A 14,309-nucleotide genomic window follows, 5' to 3' on the forward strand; every position below is an offset into this window, starting at 1 on the left:
GACATGGTACGAACAAGCAGGACACGCGCGGCAACGCCATTCGGTTCAAAGCAACCACCATCCGGCGTTATCGGCCGACCGGATCAGGCCACGGCGAGCACCGACCGCCCTGCCTGGGCCGGCTTCCCGACGGCACGCACGACCACGTTGCGACTCACTCCGTAGTGCTTGGCGAGCTGTTCCATCGGAGGAAGCGTGTCGCCCGGCGTCCATTCACCGGCGTCGTCGATCCGCCGGAGCAGGTCCTCTGCGATCTCGGCGTACCGCGCTGACCCCACGTGCTCACCGCCTCACGGGCGCTCAACCCTTGAGCCGGGCCGCCAATGCCCGCCATGCGGCAGCCCTCAAGACCAGCTTGGGGCCATGAGGGTCCTTGGAGTCACGGATGCCGATCGCATTGGTGAGATCGGCGACCTCCACGCAGTTACCGCCTTGGCCGCCGCTGTGGCTGCTCTTGCGCCACCCCAGATGGGCAAGGTTCGTTGAAGACATACCGCCCCCTCATGGAACGCTCACCGTGCACACATCGGCCCTGCGGCCTGTATTCACGTCCAAAGTGTCAGCCGGGTGCCGGGTGAAGTCCAGGCGATCACAACGGAACTCACTGCACCGACTTACCCATGCGATCTTGAGCAGGTCCATGAAGCGGCACCCGACACCCTGCGCGTGCCTTCAAAGCGCTAGAGATTGCGTCAGTCGTTCTTGATGAGCGCCCGCCACATCACGGGGGAGACGGCGAGCATCGGCCCCAGAGAGCCTTGTCCTCCCTGACGGACACTGAGCCGAGGTTCTCAGCGATCTCCATGCCTGCGCCGCTCCGCTGACTGCGCCGGCTGGTGCGCCACACCGCATGGGACAGGATCTCTGCGAACTCGGCGTACCGTGCCGAACCATGTGCCCCCACCGCACAGGGCGCTCACTCGATCGTTGTCAGTTCAACTCTTGAGCTGAGCAGCCAGCGCCTGCCAGGCAGTGGTCTCCATGACGAGCTTGGGCCCATGGGGGTCTTTGGAGTCACGGATACCGACCACGCCGGCAAGGGCGGCGACCTCGACGCAGTCGCCGCCTTGGCCGCCACTGTAACTGCTCTTGCGCCAACGGGCTGCTGTCAGATCATCTTTGGTCACTGTAGCCCTCTCGCGATCGCCTGATCATGCCGAGGGATTCGCCGATCGACAGCGCTTCCCCCAGGACAAGGTCAAAGCGTACTGCCGACTCATTCGCCGCGTCGGGTTCACGAATCAGCTGGCTGCAACCAGGCCCCTCGACATAGGCGATCTGCGGGCCGTCGGCGAACGACATGACCTTGAACGATCCGTCCAGGGCCGCCCAGATCACCCGCTCGAACGGCAGCATCCGAATCTGCACGTTGGGGAACCCGGTCACCAGCTCCTCCAGGTGCAGAAGCTGGTCCTGCATCACCTTGGGGCCGCCGATCGGGCGGTGCAACGCAGACTCGTCGATGACGAACCCGAGCCGCGGCGGCTTCTCCCCGCCCAGGATCAACTGCCGCTTCAGGCGCTTCATGACCATCTCGTCCAGATTGCTGCGCATCTGGCCTGCCCCTATGACTCCGCGGGCGTACTCCTCGGTCTGCAGCAGGCCGGGAATGACCTGCGCGTCGAACGACTGCATCGACAGCGCCCGCTCTTCCAACATCAGAAACTCTGGGAATCCGGGGACCGGCACGCTCTTCTTGCCGATCCGCTCGATCTCACGCGCCATCTCCGCAAAGGGCTTGCCCGACAACTGAAAGAACGTGTCCAGGTCGATGGCCGTGTCGACTGATGGTTTGGTGCCGGTCTCCAGCTTCTCGATCCATTGGTAGGTGCAGCCGAGCGCTTCGGCGAGCTGCGGCCGAGTGAGCCTGGCGTGCTCACGATAGGCCCGCAAGACCGTGCTGAAAACGCGGATAAGGGGGTCGCGGATCAGAACGCCTGATTCCTGTGGCATGGGGGTCCCTGATGGGTCACGGCCGGATCATGCGGGGCGTCGGCACTGGATCGGGGGGCTCTAGGTGTTGACGCTATGTAGCAGAGCGTAACTCTGCAGAGCACGCTGGGTCTCACGTTTCGGCACGCACATCCTCCGGCGAGGCCACCATGACCGACTCTGAGCATCAGCACTCCGACGACGAGCGAACCCTCGCACCGCTCCGCAGCTATGGGCGACTCGGAAACTGGGTCGCCGCCCTGCACGACCCGGTGGCTGGCATCAGCCCAAGAAGACCTCGTGACGCCGCCGGACCAGGACCGACGGCCGTCACTTCCCCGGGACGCCGCAGCAGCGGCGATGTCCCACCCGGCGGCGCGGGCGGGCTGCTCCCCCGTGGCTCAGCCCGCGCCGCCATGCCCCGGAGTGCGAGTGGGGACACTGATCACGTAAGGAGCATCATGGTGCGACGCGCAGGGCCGGGGGCGCGGATGGAGCGCAGCGGCCTCGGACAGGCAGACGCACTGCGGGCACGCTGGCGTGATGATCTTGCGGTGACGGGGCGCCGGCTGAACGCGCTGTTCCTGCTGGTGGCCGACCTGCGGCTGCTCGGGGTCACCTGCTGGATGGTCTCCCCCGGGAACGCCGACCCCACGCTGCGGGTGCGGGTCGCCCCCGAACGAGAACTGAGCGTGCTCGTCATCGAGGCGGGTGGCCGCTGGTCCTACGTCTGGGGCAAGTCGGCGGCGATGCCGATCGATGACCCGATGACAGCGGCGGCCTTGATCGCTCGGGCAGCACGATGAGGACCTGGGACCGCATGCTGAGCGAGCGGATCTCGGCGCGGTCTGCGGACGGGTTCCTCAACGTGCGGCAGGTGCGGGCGTTCGTGCGGCTGCTGGTCGCGGGCACGGGGAGCCTGCCGGGCGTCGCCATGTGGGCCGACCTCGACGAAGTCGATCTGCTGGTGGCCGAGGTCGTCACGAACGCCTGCCGCCACAGCGCCTCCGGCCACGCGGGTGGTGGCGTACGGCTGTCCGCCTTCTGGGCATCGGACCGGCTGCGGATAGAGGTGCAGGACGACGGCGGCGCTTCGTCCGCTCCGGCCCTGTCGGCGGCCTCGGCCATGGACGAGTCGGGGCGCGGGCTGCTGATCCTGGACGCGCTGGCGGATCGCTGGGGCCACGAGAACAGTGCGGATCACCAGTGCACCGTGTGGTTCGAGGTGGCGCGATGAAGCACACGGAACAGCCGGCGTCCCCCAGCGAGCGGCGGCCGTTCCTGAGCGTCCTCGATGCGGCGGTGCGGGAGCACGGCGGGATGTCGTGCGGCGTCATCATCCGCCGGGGACTGCCGGTCCTGCACGTGATCAATGCCGTGTCGGCGACCCGTTCGGTGGAGGTCGGTTGTGACTTCACCGAAGGAGCGTGGCGGTTCGTATGGGCCGGGTCGGGCGAAGTGATCGGAGCCGTGGACGACGTCGCGAGCGTGGTCCGCGTGATCGCCCGCGAGGTCGGAACTCACCTGGAGCCGTCCCCGTGAGCGTCCTTTCCGAAGCCCAAGGTCCCATCCATGAAGCTCTCCACGCGGCGGCCCTGTCCGGGGTGCGCAGCCTGGAGTCCGAATCCCCGGCCCATGTCACTGCTGTGGCGGGCCGGGGCTCCATGAGCGTGGCGGCTGGCCGCGCCTGACAGAAAGGGAGCACGGTGGGCAAGCACGAGGACCCGGCGGAGAAGAACGGCCACAAGCCCGACAAGCCCGTTCCGCCGCCGAGCAAGGACGACAAGGGCGAAGGCAAGCGAGGAAAGTGAGCGGCTGATGGAAGACGTCACGCAGCGCCTCGATGCGCTCGTCGCGCGGCTGGCCGCCGCCGGGTGGCTGACGCAGGAGCCGGTGAGAGCGGCGCTGCGTGGCGTCCCCCGGCACCTGTTCGTCCCGCCGGTGGCCTGGACCGGCGACGGCGGCCGGGTGCACCGGCGCACCGATCCCGAACGGTGGCTGGACCTGGCCTACGGCGACGACGCGATCATCACCCAGCTCGACGACGGGGCCACCGACCTGGACACCGGCCAGGGCCGGTTCACCTCCTCGCTGTCCGCACCCAGCACGGTGGTGTCCCTGCTGGAGCTGCTCGATGTCGAGCCGGGGCATCGCGTCCTGGACGTGGGCACCGGCACCGGCTGGACGGCCGCGCTGCTGTCGCGCCTGGCCGGCGCGGAGAACGTCACCAGCGTGGAGATCGATCCGCAGGTGTCGGAGCGGGCCGCCGCCAACCTCAAGGCCGCGGGCTGTTCGCCCCGGCTGCTGGTGGAGGACGGCGCGCAGGGCTGGGCGCCGGGCGCCCCCTACGACCGCGTGCACGCCACCTGCGCCGTCGCCCGTGTGCCGTACGCGTGGGTGGAGCAGACGCGCCCAGGCGGGGTGATCGTGGCCCCCTACGATCCGGGGTTCGGTTCCAGCCATGAAGTGCGGCTCGTGGTGCTGCCCGACGGGACGGCGATCGGACGCTTCACCGGCTACGCCTCGTACATGATGATGCGCTCGCAGCGTCACCCCGAGTGGGACGACTTTCTTTCGGAGGCGACCCGCTCCACGACCTTCGTCGATCCTCGGACGCTCGGTTATGCCCCCGCAGGCGCGGATCTGGCGATGGGCGCCGCCCTGCCAGGAGTGCGCGCTCGGGGAATTCACGACGGAGACCGCTACACGCTGCGGCTGTGGGGCCCGGACTCCTGGGCCACGGCCCGCTACGAACCCGGCCGCGAGGTCTACGAAGTGGAGCAGGCCGGCAGCCGGGCACTGTGGGATCTGGCGGTGTCCGCCTACTTCGCCTGGGTCGTCCAGCGCAGCCCCGGCCGTGACCGCTTCGGCGTGACGGTCACCCCCGACGGCGACCACATCTGGCTGGATCAGCCGGTGAACTGATGGGGTTTCGGCGGCGTCTGAGGTAACGCATGGCGTTTTCGATGGCGATGGGTAGTGTGCACTGGTGCGGATGGTGGTGACGGGTGCGGCCGGCTTCATTGGGAGCCACCTGGCCGAGGCGCTGGTGCGGGGCGGGCACGAGGTGCTGGCCGTTGACGCGCTCGAGCGCTCGTCCTCGCCCGAGGCCGCGCGGCGGAACTGGGCCGGGCTGGCCGAGCTGCCCGGGGTGACGCTCATCGAGTCCGATCTCGTGGTGGACGACCTGGCCAAGCTCGGGGAGGCCGACGTCGTCGTCCATCTGGCCGGGCGGCCCGGGGTGCGTACGTCTTGGGGGCCCGGCGCGGCGGTGGCGCAGCGGGACAACGTGACGGCCACGCGGCGGCTGCTTGAGGCGTGTGCGGAGCGCAGGCCCAAGGTCGTGATCGCCTCCAGCTCTTCTGTTTACGGGTCGGCGGGGGCCCGGCCTCATCGTGAGGGTGATCCGCTGGCTCCCGAGAGTCCTTATGCCGTCAGCAAGGTCGAGGTGGAGCGGCTCGCTGCTGCAGCCGATGCCCCTGTCACCGTGCTGCGCTACTTCTCGGTCTATGGGCCTCGGCAGCGGCCTGACATGGCCTTTCACCGGTTCATCGACGCGGCGCTGGCGGGGCGGGCGCTGCCGGTCTTCGGAGGCGGGCACCAGGCTCGTTCCTTCACCCATGTCGGCGACGTCGTCACGGCCACCATGGCCGCCATCGGCCTGCCCGGCGGGGAGACCGTCAACGTCGGGCATCCTGAGCCGGTCAGTGTGCGGGACGCCATCGCGTTGCTCGCCGGCATTCTCGGGGTGAAGGTGCAGCTCGAAGAGGCCGACCTCGTCGCCGGGGATGTCCTCAAGACCTGGGCCGACACCGCGAAAGCCGAGCGGCTCCTGGGGTGGACGGCGAGGATCGGCCTCGCCGCGGGCCTGGCCGATCAGATCGCCTGGCAGAAGGGCTCCCGATGACCCACCGGGCCGCCTACTTCGCCTTCGACCGGTTCCCCTCCAGCAAGGGCTCGGCCGTCCACATCGCGCAGATGGCCGACGAGCTGTTCGCGTCGTTCGGCGGCGGCCTGCTCGGGGTCCTCGGCGGCGGGGGCCTGCCGGGGTACCAGCGGGAGGGGAACCGGGAGATCGTGCGGTTCGGCGCGCAGATCCCCAACCTGATCGACCGGGCCGAGGCGTACTCCGGCTGGGTCGCCGAGCGGCTGCGGCCGCATCTGGACACGCTGGAGCTCTGCCACGTCCGCGACCCGTGGAGCGCGCTGCCGGTGGTGGAGGCGGGCGGCCGGTACCGGGTCCTGTACGAGGTGAACGGGCTGCCGTCGATCGAGATGGCGCACACCTGGCCGTGGGCGGCGCCGGGCGCGCTGGCCAAGATCGCCGAGCTGGAGCGGTACTGCCTGGAGCGCAGCGACGCGGTGATCGTCCCGTCGCGGGTGATCGGCGACGCACTGGTGCGGCGGGGCGTGCCCGAGCGGAAGATCACGCTGGTGCCGAACGGCGCGGCGGTGCCGGACCGGCCCGCGCGGCCGGAGGGCGCCCCCGGGAACTACCTGGTCTATGTCGGGGCCATGCAGCCCTGGCAGGGCGTGGACGTGCTGCTGCGCGCGTTCGCCCGGCTCGCCGACCTGGACGTCCGGCTCGTCGTCTGCGCCTCGGTGCCCGAGCGGCGCGCCAAGCCGGTGAAGCGGCTGGCCGAGCGGCTCGGCGTCGACGGGCGGCTGGACTGGCGGTTCGCGCTGCCCCACCACGAGGTCGCCGCCTGGCTCGCGCACGCGCGGGTGTCGGTGGCGCCGCTCACCGGCTGCGCCCGCAACCTGGACCAGGGCTGCGCGCCGCTGAAGGTGATCGAGTCGATGGCGGCCGGGGTGCCGCTGGTCGCCTCGGACCTGCCGGTGGTGCGGGAGCTGGTGGACGACCGGGTGCACGGCCGCCTCGTCCCCGCCGACCGCCCGGCCGAGCTGGCCCGGGCGGTGCGGATCATGCTGGAGTATCCGGACGAGGCGCGCGCCATGGCCGGGCGCGCCCGGGACCGGGTCCGCGACGGCCTCACCTGGGACCATTCCCGAGCGCGGCTCGCGCGGGTCTACCGAACAATGACGGGCGGTGACGCTGATCGTGTTCTGGCGTAAGCAGAAGGCGGCGATCGCGGGGTTCCATCCCCTGCACCAGGCGCTCATCCATCAGCAGGGCTTCAGCGTGTCGCTGCGGCCGGCCGACTGGAACGCGCTGATCGCGAGCCTGGCGCAGCACCACGCGCACGTGCGCCGCCGCCGGTGGGGCCTGCCCGACCGGGTCCCGGCGGTGCTGGTGCCGATGCTGCGGGTGCTGATGGAGGACATGACCGGCAAGGGGGTGCTGTCGGTCGCGGCCGACCTGCGCGGCCCGGGGACGCCCGAGAAGCAGGGGCCGCAGGTCCAGCTGCCGGTGCGGCGGCCGGTCCGGTCGGTCACGCAGTGGTTCGCCGTCGACCCGTGGCTGCGGATGCGCGCCGAGCTGCGCGACGGCAGCGTGCTGGAGCTGGCCGTCACCGACCGGGTGCGGTACCGCAAGGTCCACAAGGTGAACCCGCGCGGCAAGCACAAGACGAAGACCAAGACCAAGACGGTGCGGCGGATCGCGGTGACCCGGCGGACCGCCAAGGGCGCCCCGGTGCAGCGGCCGGGCACCCCGCCGCCGCCGTGGATCCGGGTGCGGCTGAAGAACGGCGAGCGCACGGTGATCACCGCCGTGGCCAAGATCCCGGCCGGGGACGACCGGTCGCTGCCCGAGCACATCCTGCACGTGTCCACCGAGACGTTCCGGTGGACGAGGAGGACCCGTTGACCCCCTGCGACGTCACCACCGGCTTCTTCGTGCTGGCCCGCTGCGGCCGGCCCGCCGTCGTCGGCTGCCCGCGCTGCGGCCGCCCGGTCTGCGACCGGCACGCGGGCCCGCAGGGCCTCTGCCCCGAGTGCGCCGGGCCGCAGAACGACGACCCCTACGACCCGCGCTGGGCCGGCGGCTACCGGCGGCGCTACTACTCCTCCAGCTCGCAGACCTACAACGACACCACCTGGTACTCCTCGTTCGACGACTACGACCGGGGCGGGTTCAACACCGGCGACGACTACTCCTACGGGAGCGGCGACTTCGGCGACGACGACGGCGGGTTCGTGGACTCCTGATGGCGCGCATCCTGTGGCTCACCGAGCACTACCCGCCGAGCAAGGGCGGCATGGCCGAGTCGTGCGACCGGATCGTGCGCGGCCTGCGCGGCGCCGGCGCCGAGGTCGACGTGGCGCACCTGACCCGGCGGAACCGGCCGTGGCAGGTGGAGCGCGAGCTCGGCGGGCGGCTGCTGACCGCGCCGCTGGAGGACGATCCCGAGCATGCGCTGCGCCGGCTGCTGACCGTGGTCGGCACCGGCTACACGCACGTCGTCACGTTCGGCGGAACGTACGCGATGCTCGCCGCGCCCGTCCTGTCCTCCCTGCTGGGCGCGCCGCTGGTCACGCTGCTGCGCGGTAACGACATCGACGTGGGCGCGTTCTCGCTGCGCCGCCGGGGCGTGCTGGTGGACGCGCTGCGCGCCTCGGCGCGGGTGTGCGTGGTCGCCCGCTCGCACGCGCCGCTCGTCCGCGCGCTGGTCCCGGACGCGCCGGTGACGTTCGTCGCCAACAGCGTCGACACCGCGCAGTGGCGGGTCCTGCCGTCGGAGCGGGAGCGCGCGGCGACGTGGCGGGCCGAGCACGCCGGCGGGCGCCGCACGCTCGGCCTGATCGGGCAGCTGAAGAGCAAGAAGGGCGCCGGGTTCCTGCTGGACGCGCTGCGCGGCTTCGACGATTTCCACCTGCTGCTCGTCGGCGAGGTGGAGGAGGCCGTCGCGGCGCGGCTCGCCGAGGGCGCGGTGCCGCACTCGTTCCTGCCGTTCCTGGAGCGCTACGACCTGCCGGCGGTGTACGCCTCGTGCGACCTGGTGGCGCTGCCGTCGTTCTACGACGGGATGCCGAACGTGGCGCTGGAGGCGGCGGCGCTCGGCGTGCCGCTGCTGGCGTCGGACGCCGGCGGCCTCGCCGACGTGGCCGACGACGAGATCGGCTTCACCTTCCCCGCCGGTGACCTGCACGCCTGCCGGGCGGCGGTGGCGCGGGCGGCGAAGGCGGGCGAGGCGGAGCTGGCGAAGCTGGGCGCGGCGGGGGCCGAGCGGATCGCCCGCGACTTCACGCCCGCGGCCGAGACGGCGGGCTATCTGGCGGTCTTCGGCTCGTGATCGTCTGCTACGCGCAGGGCGGCGGCCTCGGCCACCTGACGCGGGTGCGCGCCTATCTGCACACCATCGGCGTCACCGGCGAGGTGACGGTGGTGTCGGCGTCGCCGTTCGCCGCCGACCCGCGCGTGGTGGCCGGCGCGCACGCGGCCCGGCTGGACGGCCTGGCGCCCGCCGAGCTGGTCGTGGACGCCTTCCCCGCCGGGCTGAAGGGCGAGCTGTCCGCGGCGGACGTCCCGGCGGGCACCCGCGTCACGCACCTGGCCCGGCTGCTGCGCTGGGACGTCTACCGCCCCCGCCTGCCCGAGCGGCCCATCAGGTTCGACCGCACCTACGTGCTGGAGGACCTGGCTCCGGCGCACCTGGAGTGGCTGCGGACGGTGTCGGACGAGGTCGTGCCGCTGGAGCTCGTCGAGCCCCCGGCCGAGGCGCCGCAGGCCGTCGACGGCTGGCTGATCGTGCACACCGGTCCCGACGAGGAGATCCGCGAGCTCGTCGCCTACGCGCGGGACATGGCCGAGCTGGAAGGGGCGCGCCCCCGGTTCACGCTGGTGTCGCCGCGCCGTCCCGAGGGACTGCCCGGCGATATCGCCCACCTGGCCGTCTATCCGGCGTGGCCGCTCGGCGAGCACGCCGAGCGGATCGTCACGGCGGCGGGGTTCAACGCCGTCCGCCAGTTCGCGCCGTGGCGGGAACGGCACCGGGTGCTGCCGTTCCCGCGCACGCTGGACGACCAGTTCGCCCGCGTCAGAAATACCTGGAGTACAGGTTCCCTGTCGGCCATGTCCTGACGGCGTTCGCCGCGTTGTACAGGGCCGGGTCGATGTCGGAGTAGCTCAGCTTGGACGGGTCGTCGCGCTGGTCGAACAGCACCGCGTAGGTCGTCCCGTCGTACCGGCGCACCAGCAGGGCGCTGGTGCCGGGCTGGCTGCCGTCGTGCCAGGTGTTCCGGCCGGTCTTCATCGGCCGCACCATCCAGCCGCAGCCGTAGTACCAGCCGTTGGCGTTGACGCCGGTCTGGGGCTTGGCGAACGCCCGGTTGATCGAGGTGGTGTTCAGCACGGAGGTGCCGCCGTCGTAGATGCCGGCGAAGCGGACCAGGTCGACGGCGGTGGACAGCCAGCCGCCCTGCGCGTCGTGGTTCTCCAGGCTGAACGAGCCGTACGGGGACGCCACGGTCTTGCCGGTGTTGTCCATGACCGTCCGGCCGGTGAACTGCGAGTGGTAGCCCACCTCGCCGGGGGCCCGGGAGAGGGTGCGGCCGAGCCGCATCCGCTTGATGCCGCGCGGCGCGAGCACCTTGGCCTGCACGTAGGAGCCGTAGCTCTGCCGGGACGCCTTCTCGATGATGCGGCCGAGCAGCATGTAGCCGTAGTTGGCGTAGGCGTAGTGCGTGCCGGGCGCGTGGTCGAGCTTGCGGGTGGAGGCGTACCGCATGATGTCGGCGTGCTTGATCGGCAGCGGCAGGCCGAGCCGCTTGGCGATCTCGGCGTCCTGCCACATCAGGTCGGGCGAGATGTCGCGGTCCCAGCCGCCGAGGTGCTGCAGCAGGCGCAGCACGGTGACGTCCTTCAGCCGCGGGTCGGCGGCGGTGGACAGCCCGAGCAGCGTCGCGACGCGGTCGGTGGGCTTCAGCCTGCCGTCCTGGATGAGCCGCTGCACGGCCGTCGCGGTGATCGGCTTGGACACGCTGGCGATGCGGAACAGCGACGTCGGCTGGGTGGCCGGCGTCGCGGCGTCGGCCCAGGTGTAGCCGCGGGCGAGGACGAGCCGGCCCTTGCGGACGACGGCCAGCTGCCCCGCCGGGATGCCCCGCTTCTGCATGAACGCCTTGACGGCGGTGTCGAAGCCGCCGAGACCGGCCAGCGCGGTCCCCGTCGTCCGCCAGGTGCGGGCGGCGGCCACCTGGCGGCCCGCCGTCGCCGCGCCGGAGCATCCGCCGAGCACCGTCGCGCCGAGACCGGCGGCTCCGGCGATCAGCCCGAAATCACGCCGGGACAGGCCGTCCTGGGACATCGCACCCCCAAAGATCACATCTCGGTCCGGCACGCTACCGCATGTCGATCATCAGGGTGCGGTGATCGTCACAGCTCGGGAAAGGCCAGATCGAAGGTGACCTCGACGTCGTCGGCGAGCTTGAGCGCACCGAGGAACGCCGAGTACGGCTTGACGCCCCAGCGGGTCTGCCGGACCGTCGCGCCGCCGCGCACCCGGCCGTGCTCGGCGTTGGCGCGCACCGCGAGCGGCTCGCTCCGCCCCATGATCGTCAGCTCGCCGGCGACCTCGCCGGCCGCCCGATCGGCACCGGTGGACCGGAAGACGATCTCGGGGTGCCGGTCGGCTTGCAGGATCCTGCGCAGGTTCTTGGTGATCTCGGCGATGTCGGCGTCCGAGAGCGGCAGCACCCCGCCGGCGCCCTCGCGCACCGCCAGCCCGGCGGTCTCCACCACCACCCGCACGCCCGGCGCTTCGCCGAGGTCGACCTCGGCGCGCCAGCGGGTCGCCTCCAGGGTCAGGTCGTGGCCCGCCCGGCGGCCGAGCCCGCTCCGGCCGGTCTTGATGAGCAGCAGTCCGTCGCGGGGTCCGAGTTCATGCGCCATGCCGCCACCTTAGGGCGTTTTCCACACCCGTTGGCGATCATCTTTCCCGGCCCGGCGTCAGGCGCAGTCGACCTTCTCCTGCGGCTGGTAGACGGTGTGGAAGCGCTCGCGGCGCACCTCGCGGCCGCCGCGCTCCAGGATCCGCCACACGTCGATCTGGAACCCCCGGCCGCCCCGCGACGGCACGCAGCGGCGGCCCCGGCCTGTCGCCGAGCCGAAGGAGGTGAACGCGTACGGCCGGGACGTCCTGGCCCGCACCCCGTACCGGCGCTCGCCCCACAGGCTGACGGTCAGCGTCGTCGCCGTCAGCTCGGCGCGGATCGTCACCGGCTTGGCGGTGTCGTTGCGCCAGACGAAGTCGAGCCCGGGATAGGCCACCGCGGCCTCCCGCCCCCGCGGGTACTCCGGCATCCACAGGGTGTGCGCGCGGGACCGGCGGATCTGCATCCCGGCCTCGAAGACGGCGTTGAACAGCGTCGTGGAGACCTGGCAGATACCGCCGCCGAGGTCGTCCACCAGGCGCGCGCCGAGGATCGAGGGGGCCGGCACGTACCCGCGGCGTTTGCTGCGCGGGCCGACGACGTCGTTGAAGGAGAACTTCCCGCCGGCCTTGACGACCCTGCCGTCCAGCGCGCGCGCGGCGAGCACGATGTTGCGCACCCGCGGCTCGCCGGGCTTGAAGTGGGTGGTGTAGGTCCCGATCGGCTCCGCCGGCTCGGGCTGCGGCGGCGGGTCGGCGGCCGCCGCGCGCCGCCGCTCGGCCGCCGCCGCGCCGAGCCCGCGCGCGCCGCCGGCCAGCAGGTAGGCGGCGAGGAGGGCGAGGGTCACCACCATGGCCCCGATGACGACCGGCCACCACTTGAACGCGCACTCGGTGAGGCCCGGCTGGGCAGAACGGTCACTTACGGTCATCAACACCTCCCCCTAGGTGACGACTACCGCACCCTACGCAGTCGCCGGGGGAACATCACGGTCCTCTGTCCGAACCTGTGCAGATGATTACGCGCCCTTCGCAGGGAGCCTGCGAAGCAGCGCGGCGGCAAGGTCGCGAACGCTCCTTTTGACCGTTTCGAGGTCCCGGGCGGACCCCTCGCCGTCGTACTCCACCTGAACGAAGAGGAGGTTGTCGCGGACGTTCAGCGCGACCCTGGGGTGCCGCCCGTCCGACTCCGCCCTCATCCGGGCCTCCTCGCCGAGGCCCGGGACGGTGTCGGGCATGTCCTCCGAGGCCTGCCGGAACATCCGCCGCGCCATCTCCGCCTGCGTCTGCGTCTCGGTCGAACGGGGCCCGGGGCGGCTCGCCCGCAGCATGAGCAGAGTGTGCGGCTGCCCGGCGATGTCGAACCGGCACGACGTGACGTTCCGGTCGAAGTCGCGCATCTCCGGCCGCGCCGTCAGGGTGAGGCCGCCGGTTCCGGGAGGCGGCAGGGCGCACATGTCCTCGAGCGGCGGGCGCACCGGATCGGTCTTGGCGACCCGCTCGAAGCACAGCGTCGAAGAGCCGCTGCGGCCAGGGCATTGCATAGACGCGCTTATCGGGAGCCATAACGGCCTTCCAGGAGGACCCCGACACCCTAACGGCCGCCCGCGCCGCGGGCGGCCGCCTCCGGTCACGCGCCGGTCAGCCGCGCAGGCGCGGCAGCACCTCGTCCCGGTAGAAGGCGAAGAAGCCGTCCGGCTCCGGCCCGACCTGGTTGATGTAGACCTCGTCGTACCCGGCGTCCACGAACGGGCGGATCGCCGCGACGTGCCGTTCCGGATCGGGCCCGCACGGCACGTTCTGGCGGACCATGTCCTCGGTGACCAGCTCCGACACCTGCGCGAAGTGCCGGGGCAGCGGCAGCAGCTGCGCCGCCTCGCCGCCGACCTGCTCGTTGCGCCACAGCCGGTGCACGGTCTTGACGCCCTGGTCCTCGTCCTGCGCCCAGCACGCCTTCAGCCCGCCCAGTTTGGGCTTGCCCGCGCCGCCCGCCTCGTCGAAGGCCGAGACCAGCCCGGGGTCGGGCATGGTGGAGATGTAGCCGTCGCCGACGCGGCCGGCCAGGGACGCCGCCTTCGGGCCGAACCCGGAGATATAGACGGGCGGCGGGGTGTCGTGCCGCGTGTACAGGCGCGCGGTCTCCACGGTGTAGTTCGGGCCGTAGTGGGAGACCTGGCCGCCGCCGAACAGCGACCGCATGATCCCGACGGCCTCCTCCAGCATCTCCAGCCGGTCGTCCAGCGCCGGCCAGTGCTCGCCGGTGATGTGCTCGTTCAGCGCCTCGCCGGTGCCGACGCCGAGCCGGAACCGGCCCTTCAGCAGCACCTGGCTGGTCGACGCGGCCTGCGCGATCACCGCCGGGTGGATCCGCATGATCGGGCAGGTCACCGCCGTGGTGACCGGGAGGGACACCACCTGCGACAACGCCCCGATCACCGACCAGACGAACGAGGACTGGCCCTGCTCGTCCAGCCACGGGTGGTAGTGGTCGGAGATCCACAGGCCCTCGAAGCCCGCCTCCTCGGCCAGCTTGGCCTGCCGGACGAGCTCGTGCGGTTCCTGCTCTTCGCAGGAAAGGAAATAGCCGAACTTGGTCACCGTTCC

The 14,309-nt window shown here is 71.5% G+C and carries 19 protein-coding genes; 10 read left to right on the forward strand and 9 right to left on the reverse strand.

Going from position 1 to position 14,309, the window contains the following annotated elements:
* Window positions 1-83: 83 nt before the first annotated feature.
* From ACRB68_RS11310 to ACRB68_RS11325, 4 genes are all read right to left on the reverse strand, one after another.
* On the reverse strand, window positions 84-278 hold the full coding sequence (locus tag ACRB68_RS11310; RefSeq protein WP_328594038.1) for a GntR family transcriptional regulator: 195 nt from the start codon (window positions 276-278) through the stop codon (window positions 84-86).
* A gap of 22 nt (window positions 279-300) precedes the next feature.
* Window positions 301-492, reverse strand: coding sequence for a DUF397 domain-containing protein (locus ACRB68_RS11315; protein ID WP_153532013.1), 192 nt, complete (start codon window positions 490-492; stop codon window positions 301-303).
* Window positions 493-935: 443 nt separating this feature from the next.
* Window positions 936-1,127 carry a DUF397 domain-containing protein gene (locus tag ACRB68_RS11320; RefSeq protein WP_328594039.1) on the reverse strand — a complete coding sequence of 64 codons (192 nt, stop codon included), beginning with the start codon at window positions 1,125-1,127 and terminating at the stop codon, window positions 936-938.
* Window positions 1,114-1,953, reverse strand: coding sequence for a helix-turn-helix domain-containing protein (locus ACRB68_RS11325; protein WP_153532014.1), 840 nt, complete (start codon window positions 1,951-1,953; stop codon window positions 1,114-1,116). Before ACRB68_RS11325 ends, ACRB68_RS11320 begins: the two co-directional genes overlap by 14 nt.
* Window positions 1,954-2,486: 533 nt before the next feature.
* Between ACRB68_RS11325 and ACRB68_RS11330 the strand changes: the two genes are divergently transcribed.
* From ACRB68_RS11330 to ACRB68_RS11375, 10 genes are all read left to right on the forward strand, one after another.
* Window positions 2,487-2,738 (forward strand): hypothetical protein, encoded by a 252-nt coding sequence (locus ACRB68_RS11330; RefSeq protein ID WP_153532015.1) that lies wholly within the window; start codon window positions 2,487-2,489, stop codon window positions 2,736-2,738.
* A gap of 14 nt (window positions 2,739-2,752) precedes the next feature.
* A complete protein-coding gene (locus ACRB68_RS11335) occupies window positions 2,753-3,169 on the forward strand; it encodes an ATP-binding protein (protein WP_194293253.1) in 417 nt (138 codons plus the stop codon).
* The gene (locus ACRB68_RS11340; RefSeq protein WP_153532017.1) at window positions 3,166-3,474 is read left to right on the forward strand and encodes a hypothetical protein; all 309 of its coding nucleotides are present in this window, start codon (window positions 3,166-3,168) and stop codon (window positions 3,472-3,474) included. Before ACRB68_RS11335 ends, ACRB68_RS11340 begins: the two co-directional genes overlap by 4 nt.
* Before the next feature lie 276 nt (window positions 3,475-3,750).
* The gene (locus ACRB68_RS11345; RefSeq protein WP_153532018.1) at window positions 3,751-4,857 is read left to right on the forward strand and encodes a methyltransferase domain-containing protein; all 1,107 of its coding nucleotides are present in this window, start codon (window positions 3,751-3,753) and stop codon (window positions 4,855-4,857) included.
* Between the two features lie 70 nt (window positions 4,858-4,927).
* Complete coding sequence (locus ACRB68_RS11350) at window positions 4,928-5,839, forward strand: NAD-dependent epimerase/dehydratase family protein (protein WP_153532562.1); 912 nt, start codon at window positions 4,928-4,930, stop codon at window positions 5,837-5,839.
* Complete coding sequence (locus tag ACRB68_RS11355; RefSeq protein ID WP_153532019.1) at window positions 5,836-7,008, forward strand: glycosyltransferase; 1,173 nt, start codon at window positions 5,836-5,838, stop codon at window positions 7,006-7,008. The genes ACRB68_RS11350 and ACRB68_RS11355 overlap by 4 nt, the downstream gene beginning before the upstream one ends.
* Window positions 6,983-7,702 (forward strand): hypothetical protein, encoded by a 720-nt coding sequence (locus ACRB68_RS11360; RefSeq protein WP_328594040.1) that lies wholly within the window; start codon window positions 6,983-6,985, stop codon window positions 7,700-7,702. Before ACRB68_RS11355 ends, ACRB68_RS11360 begins: the two co-directional genes overlap by 26 nt.
* The gene (locus ACRB68_RS11365) at window positions 7,699-8,043 is read left to right on the forward strand and encodes a hypothetical protein (RefSeq protein ID WP_153532020.1); all 345 of its coding nucleotides are present in this window, start codon (window positions 7,699-7,701) and stop codon (window positions 8,041-8,043) included. Before ACRB68_RS11360 ends, ACRB68_RS11365 begins: the two co-directional genes overlap by 4 nt.
* On the forward strand, window positions 8,043-9,128 hold the full coding sequence (locus ACRB68_RS11370) for a glycosyltransferase family 4 protein (protein WP_153532021.1): 1,086 nt from the start codon (window positions 8,043-8,045) through the stop codon (window positions 9,126-9,128). The genes ACRB68_RS11365 and ACRB68_RS11370 overlap by 1 nt, the downstream gene beginning before the upstream one ends.
* Window positions 9,125-9,916 (forward strand): hypothetical protein, encoded by a 792-nt coding sequence (locus tag ACRB68_RS11375; protein WP_328594041.1) that lies wholly within the window; start codon window positions 9,125-9,127, stop codon window positions 9,914-9,916. The genes ACRB68_RS11370 and ACRB68_RS11375 overlap by 4 nt, the downstream gene beginning before the upstream one ends.
* Here the strand turns inward: ACRB68_RS11375 and ACRB68_RS11380 are convergent.
* The 5 genes from ACRB68_RS11380 to ACRB68_RS11400 form a co-directional block, all read right to left on the reverse strand.
* Window positions 9,873-11,141, reverse strand: coding sequence for a serine hydrolase domain-containing protein (locus ACRB68_RS11380; protein ID WP_153532022.1), 1,269 nt, complete (start codon window positions 11,139-11,141; stop codon window positions 9,873-9,875). The genes ACRB68_RS11375 and ACRB68_RS11380 overlap by 44 nt on opposite strands.
* A 68-nt stretch (window positions 11,142-11,209) precedes the next feature.
* The gene (locus ACRB68_RS11385; protein WP_153532023.1) at window positions 11,210-11,725 is read right to left on the reverse strand and encodes a YceI family protein; all 516 of its coding nucleotides are present in this window, start codon (window positions 11,723-11,725) and stop codon (window positions 11,210-11,212) included.
* 57 nt (window positions 11,726-11,782) lie between these two features.
* Window positions 11,783-12,637: a VanW family protein gene (locus ACRB68_RS11390; protein WP_153532024.1), complete on the reverse strand. Its 855-nt coding sequence runs from the start codon at window positions 12,635-12,637 to the stop codon at window positions 11,783-11,785.
* 87 nt (window positions 12,638-12,724) lie between these two features.
* Window positions 12,725-13,249, reverse strand: a complete 525-nt coding sequence (locus ACRB68_RS11395) for a hypothetical protein (RefSeq protein WP_153532025.1) — start codon at window positions 13,247-13,249, stop codon at window positions 12,725-12,727.
* Between the two features lie 97 nt (window positions 13,250-13,346).
* Complete coding sequence (locus ACRB68_RS11400) at window positions 13,347-14,303, reverse strand: LLM class F420-dependent oxidoreductase (protein WP_328594042.1); 957 nt, start codon at window positions 14,301-14,303, stop codon at window positions 13,347-13,349.
* Window positions 14,304-14,309 lie beyond the last annotated feature (6 nt).

Source organism: Actinomadura macrotermitis (genome assembly GCF_009604375.1).
Taxonomy (GTDB): Bacteria; Actinomycetota; Actinomycetes; order Streptosporangiales; family Streptosporangiaceae; genus Spirillospora; species Spirillospora macrotermitis.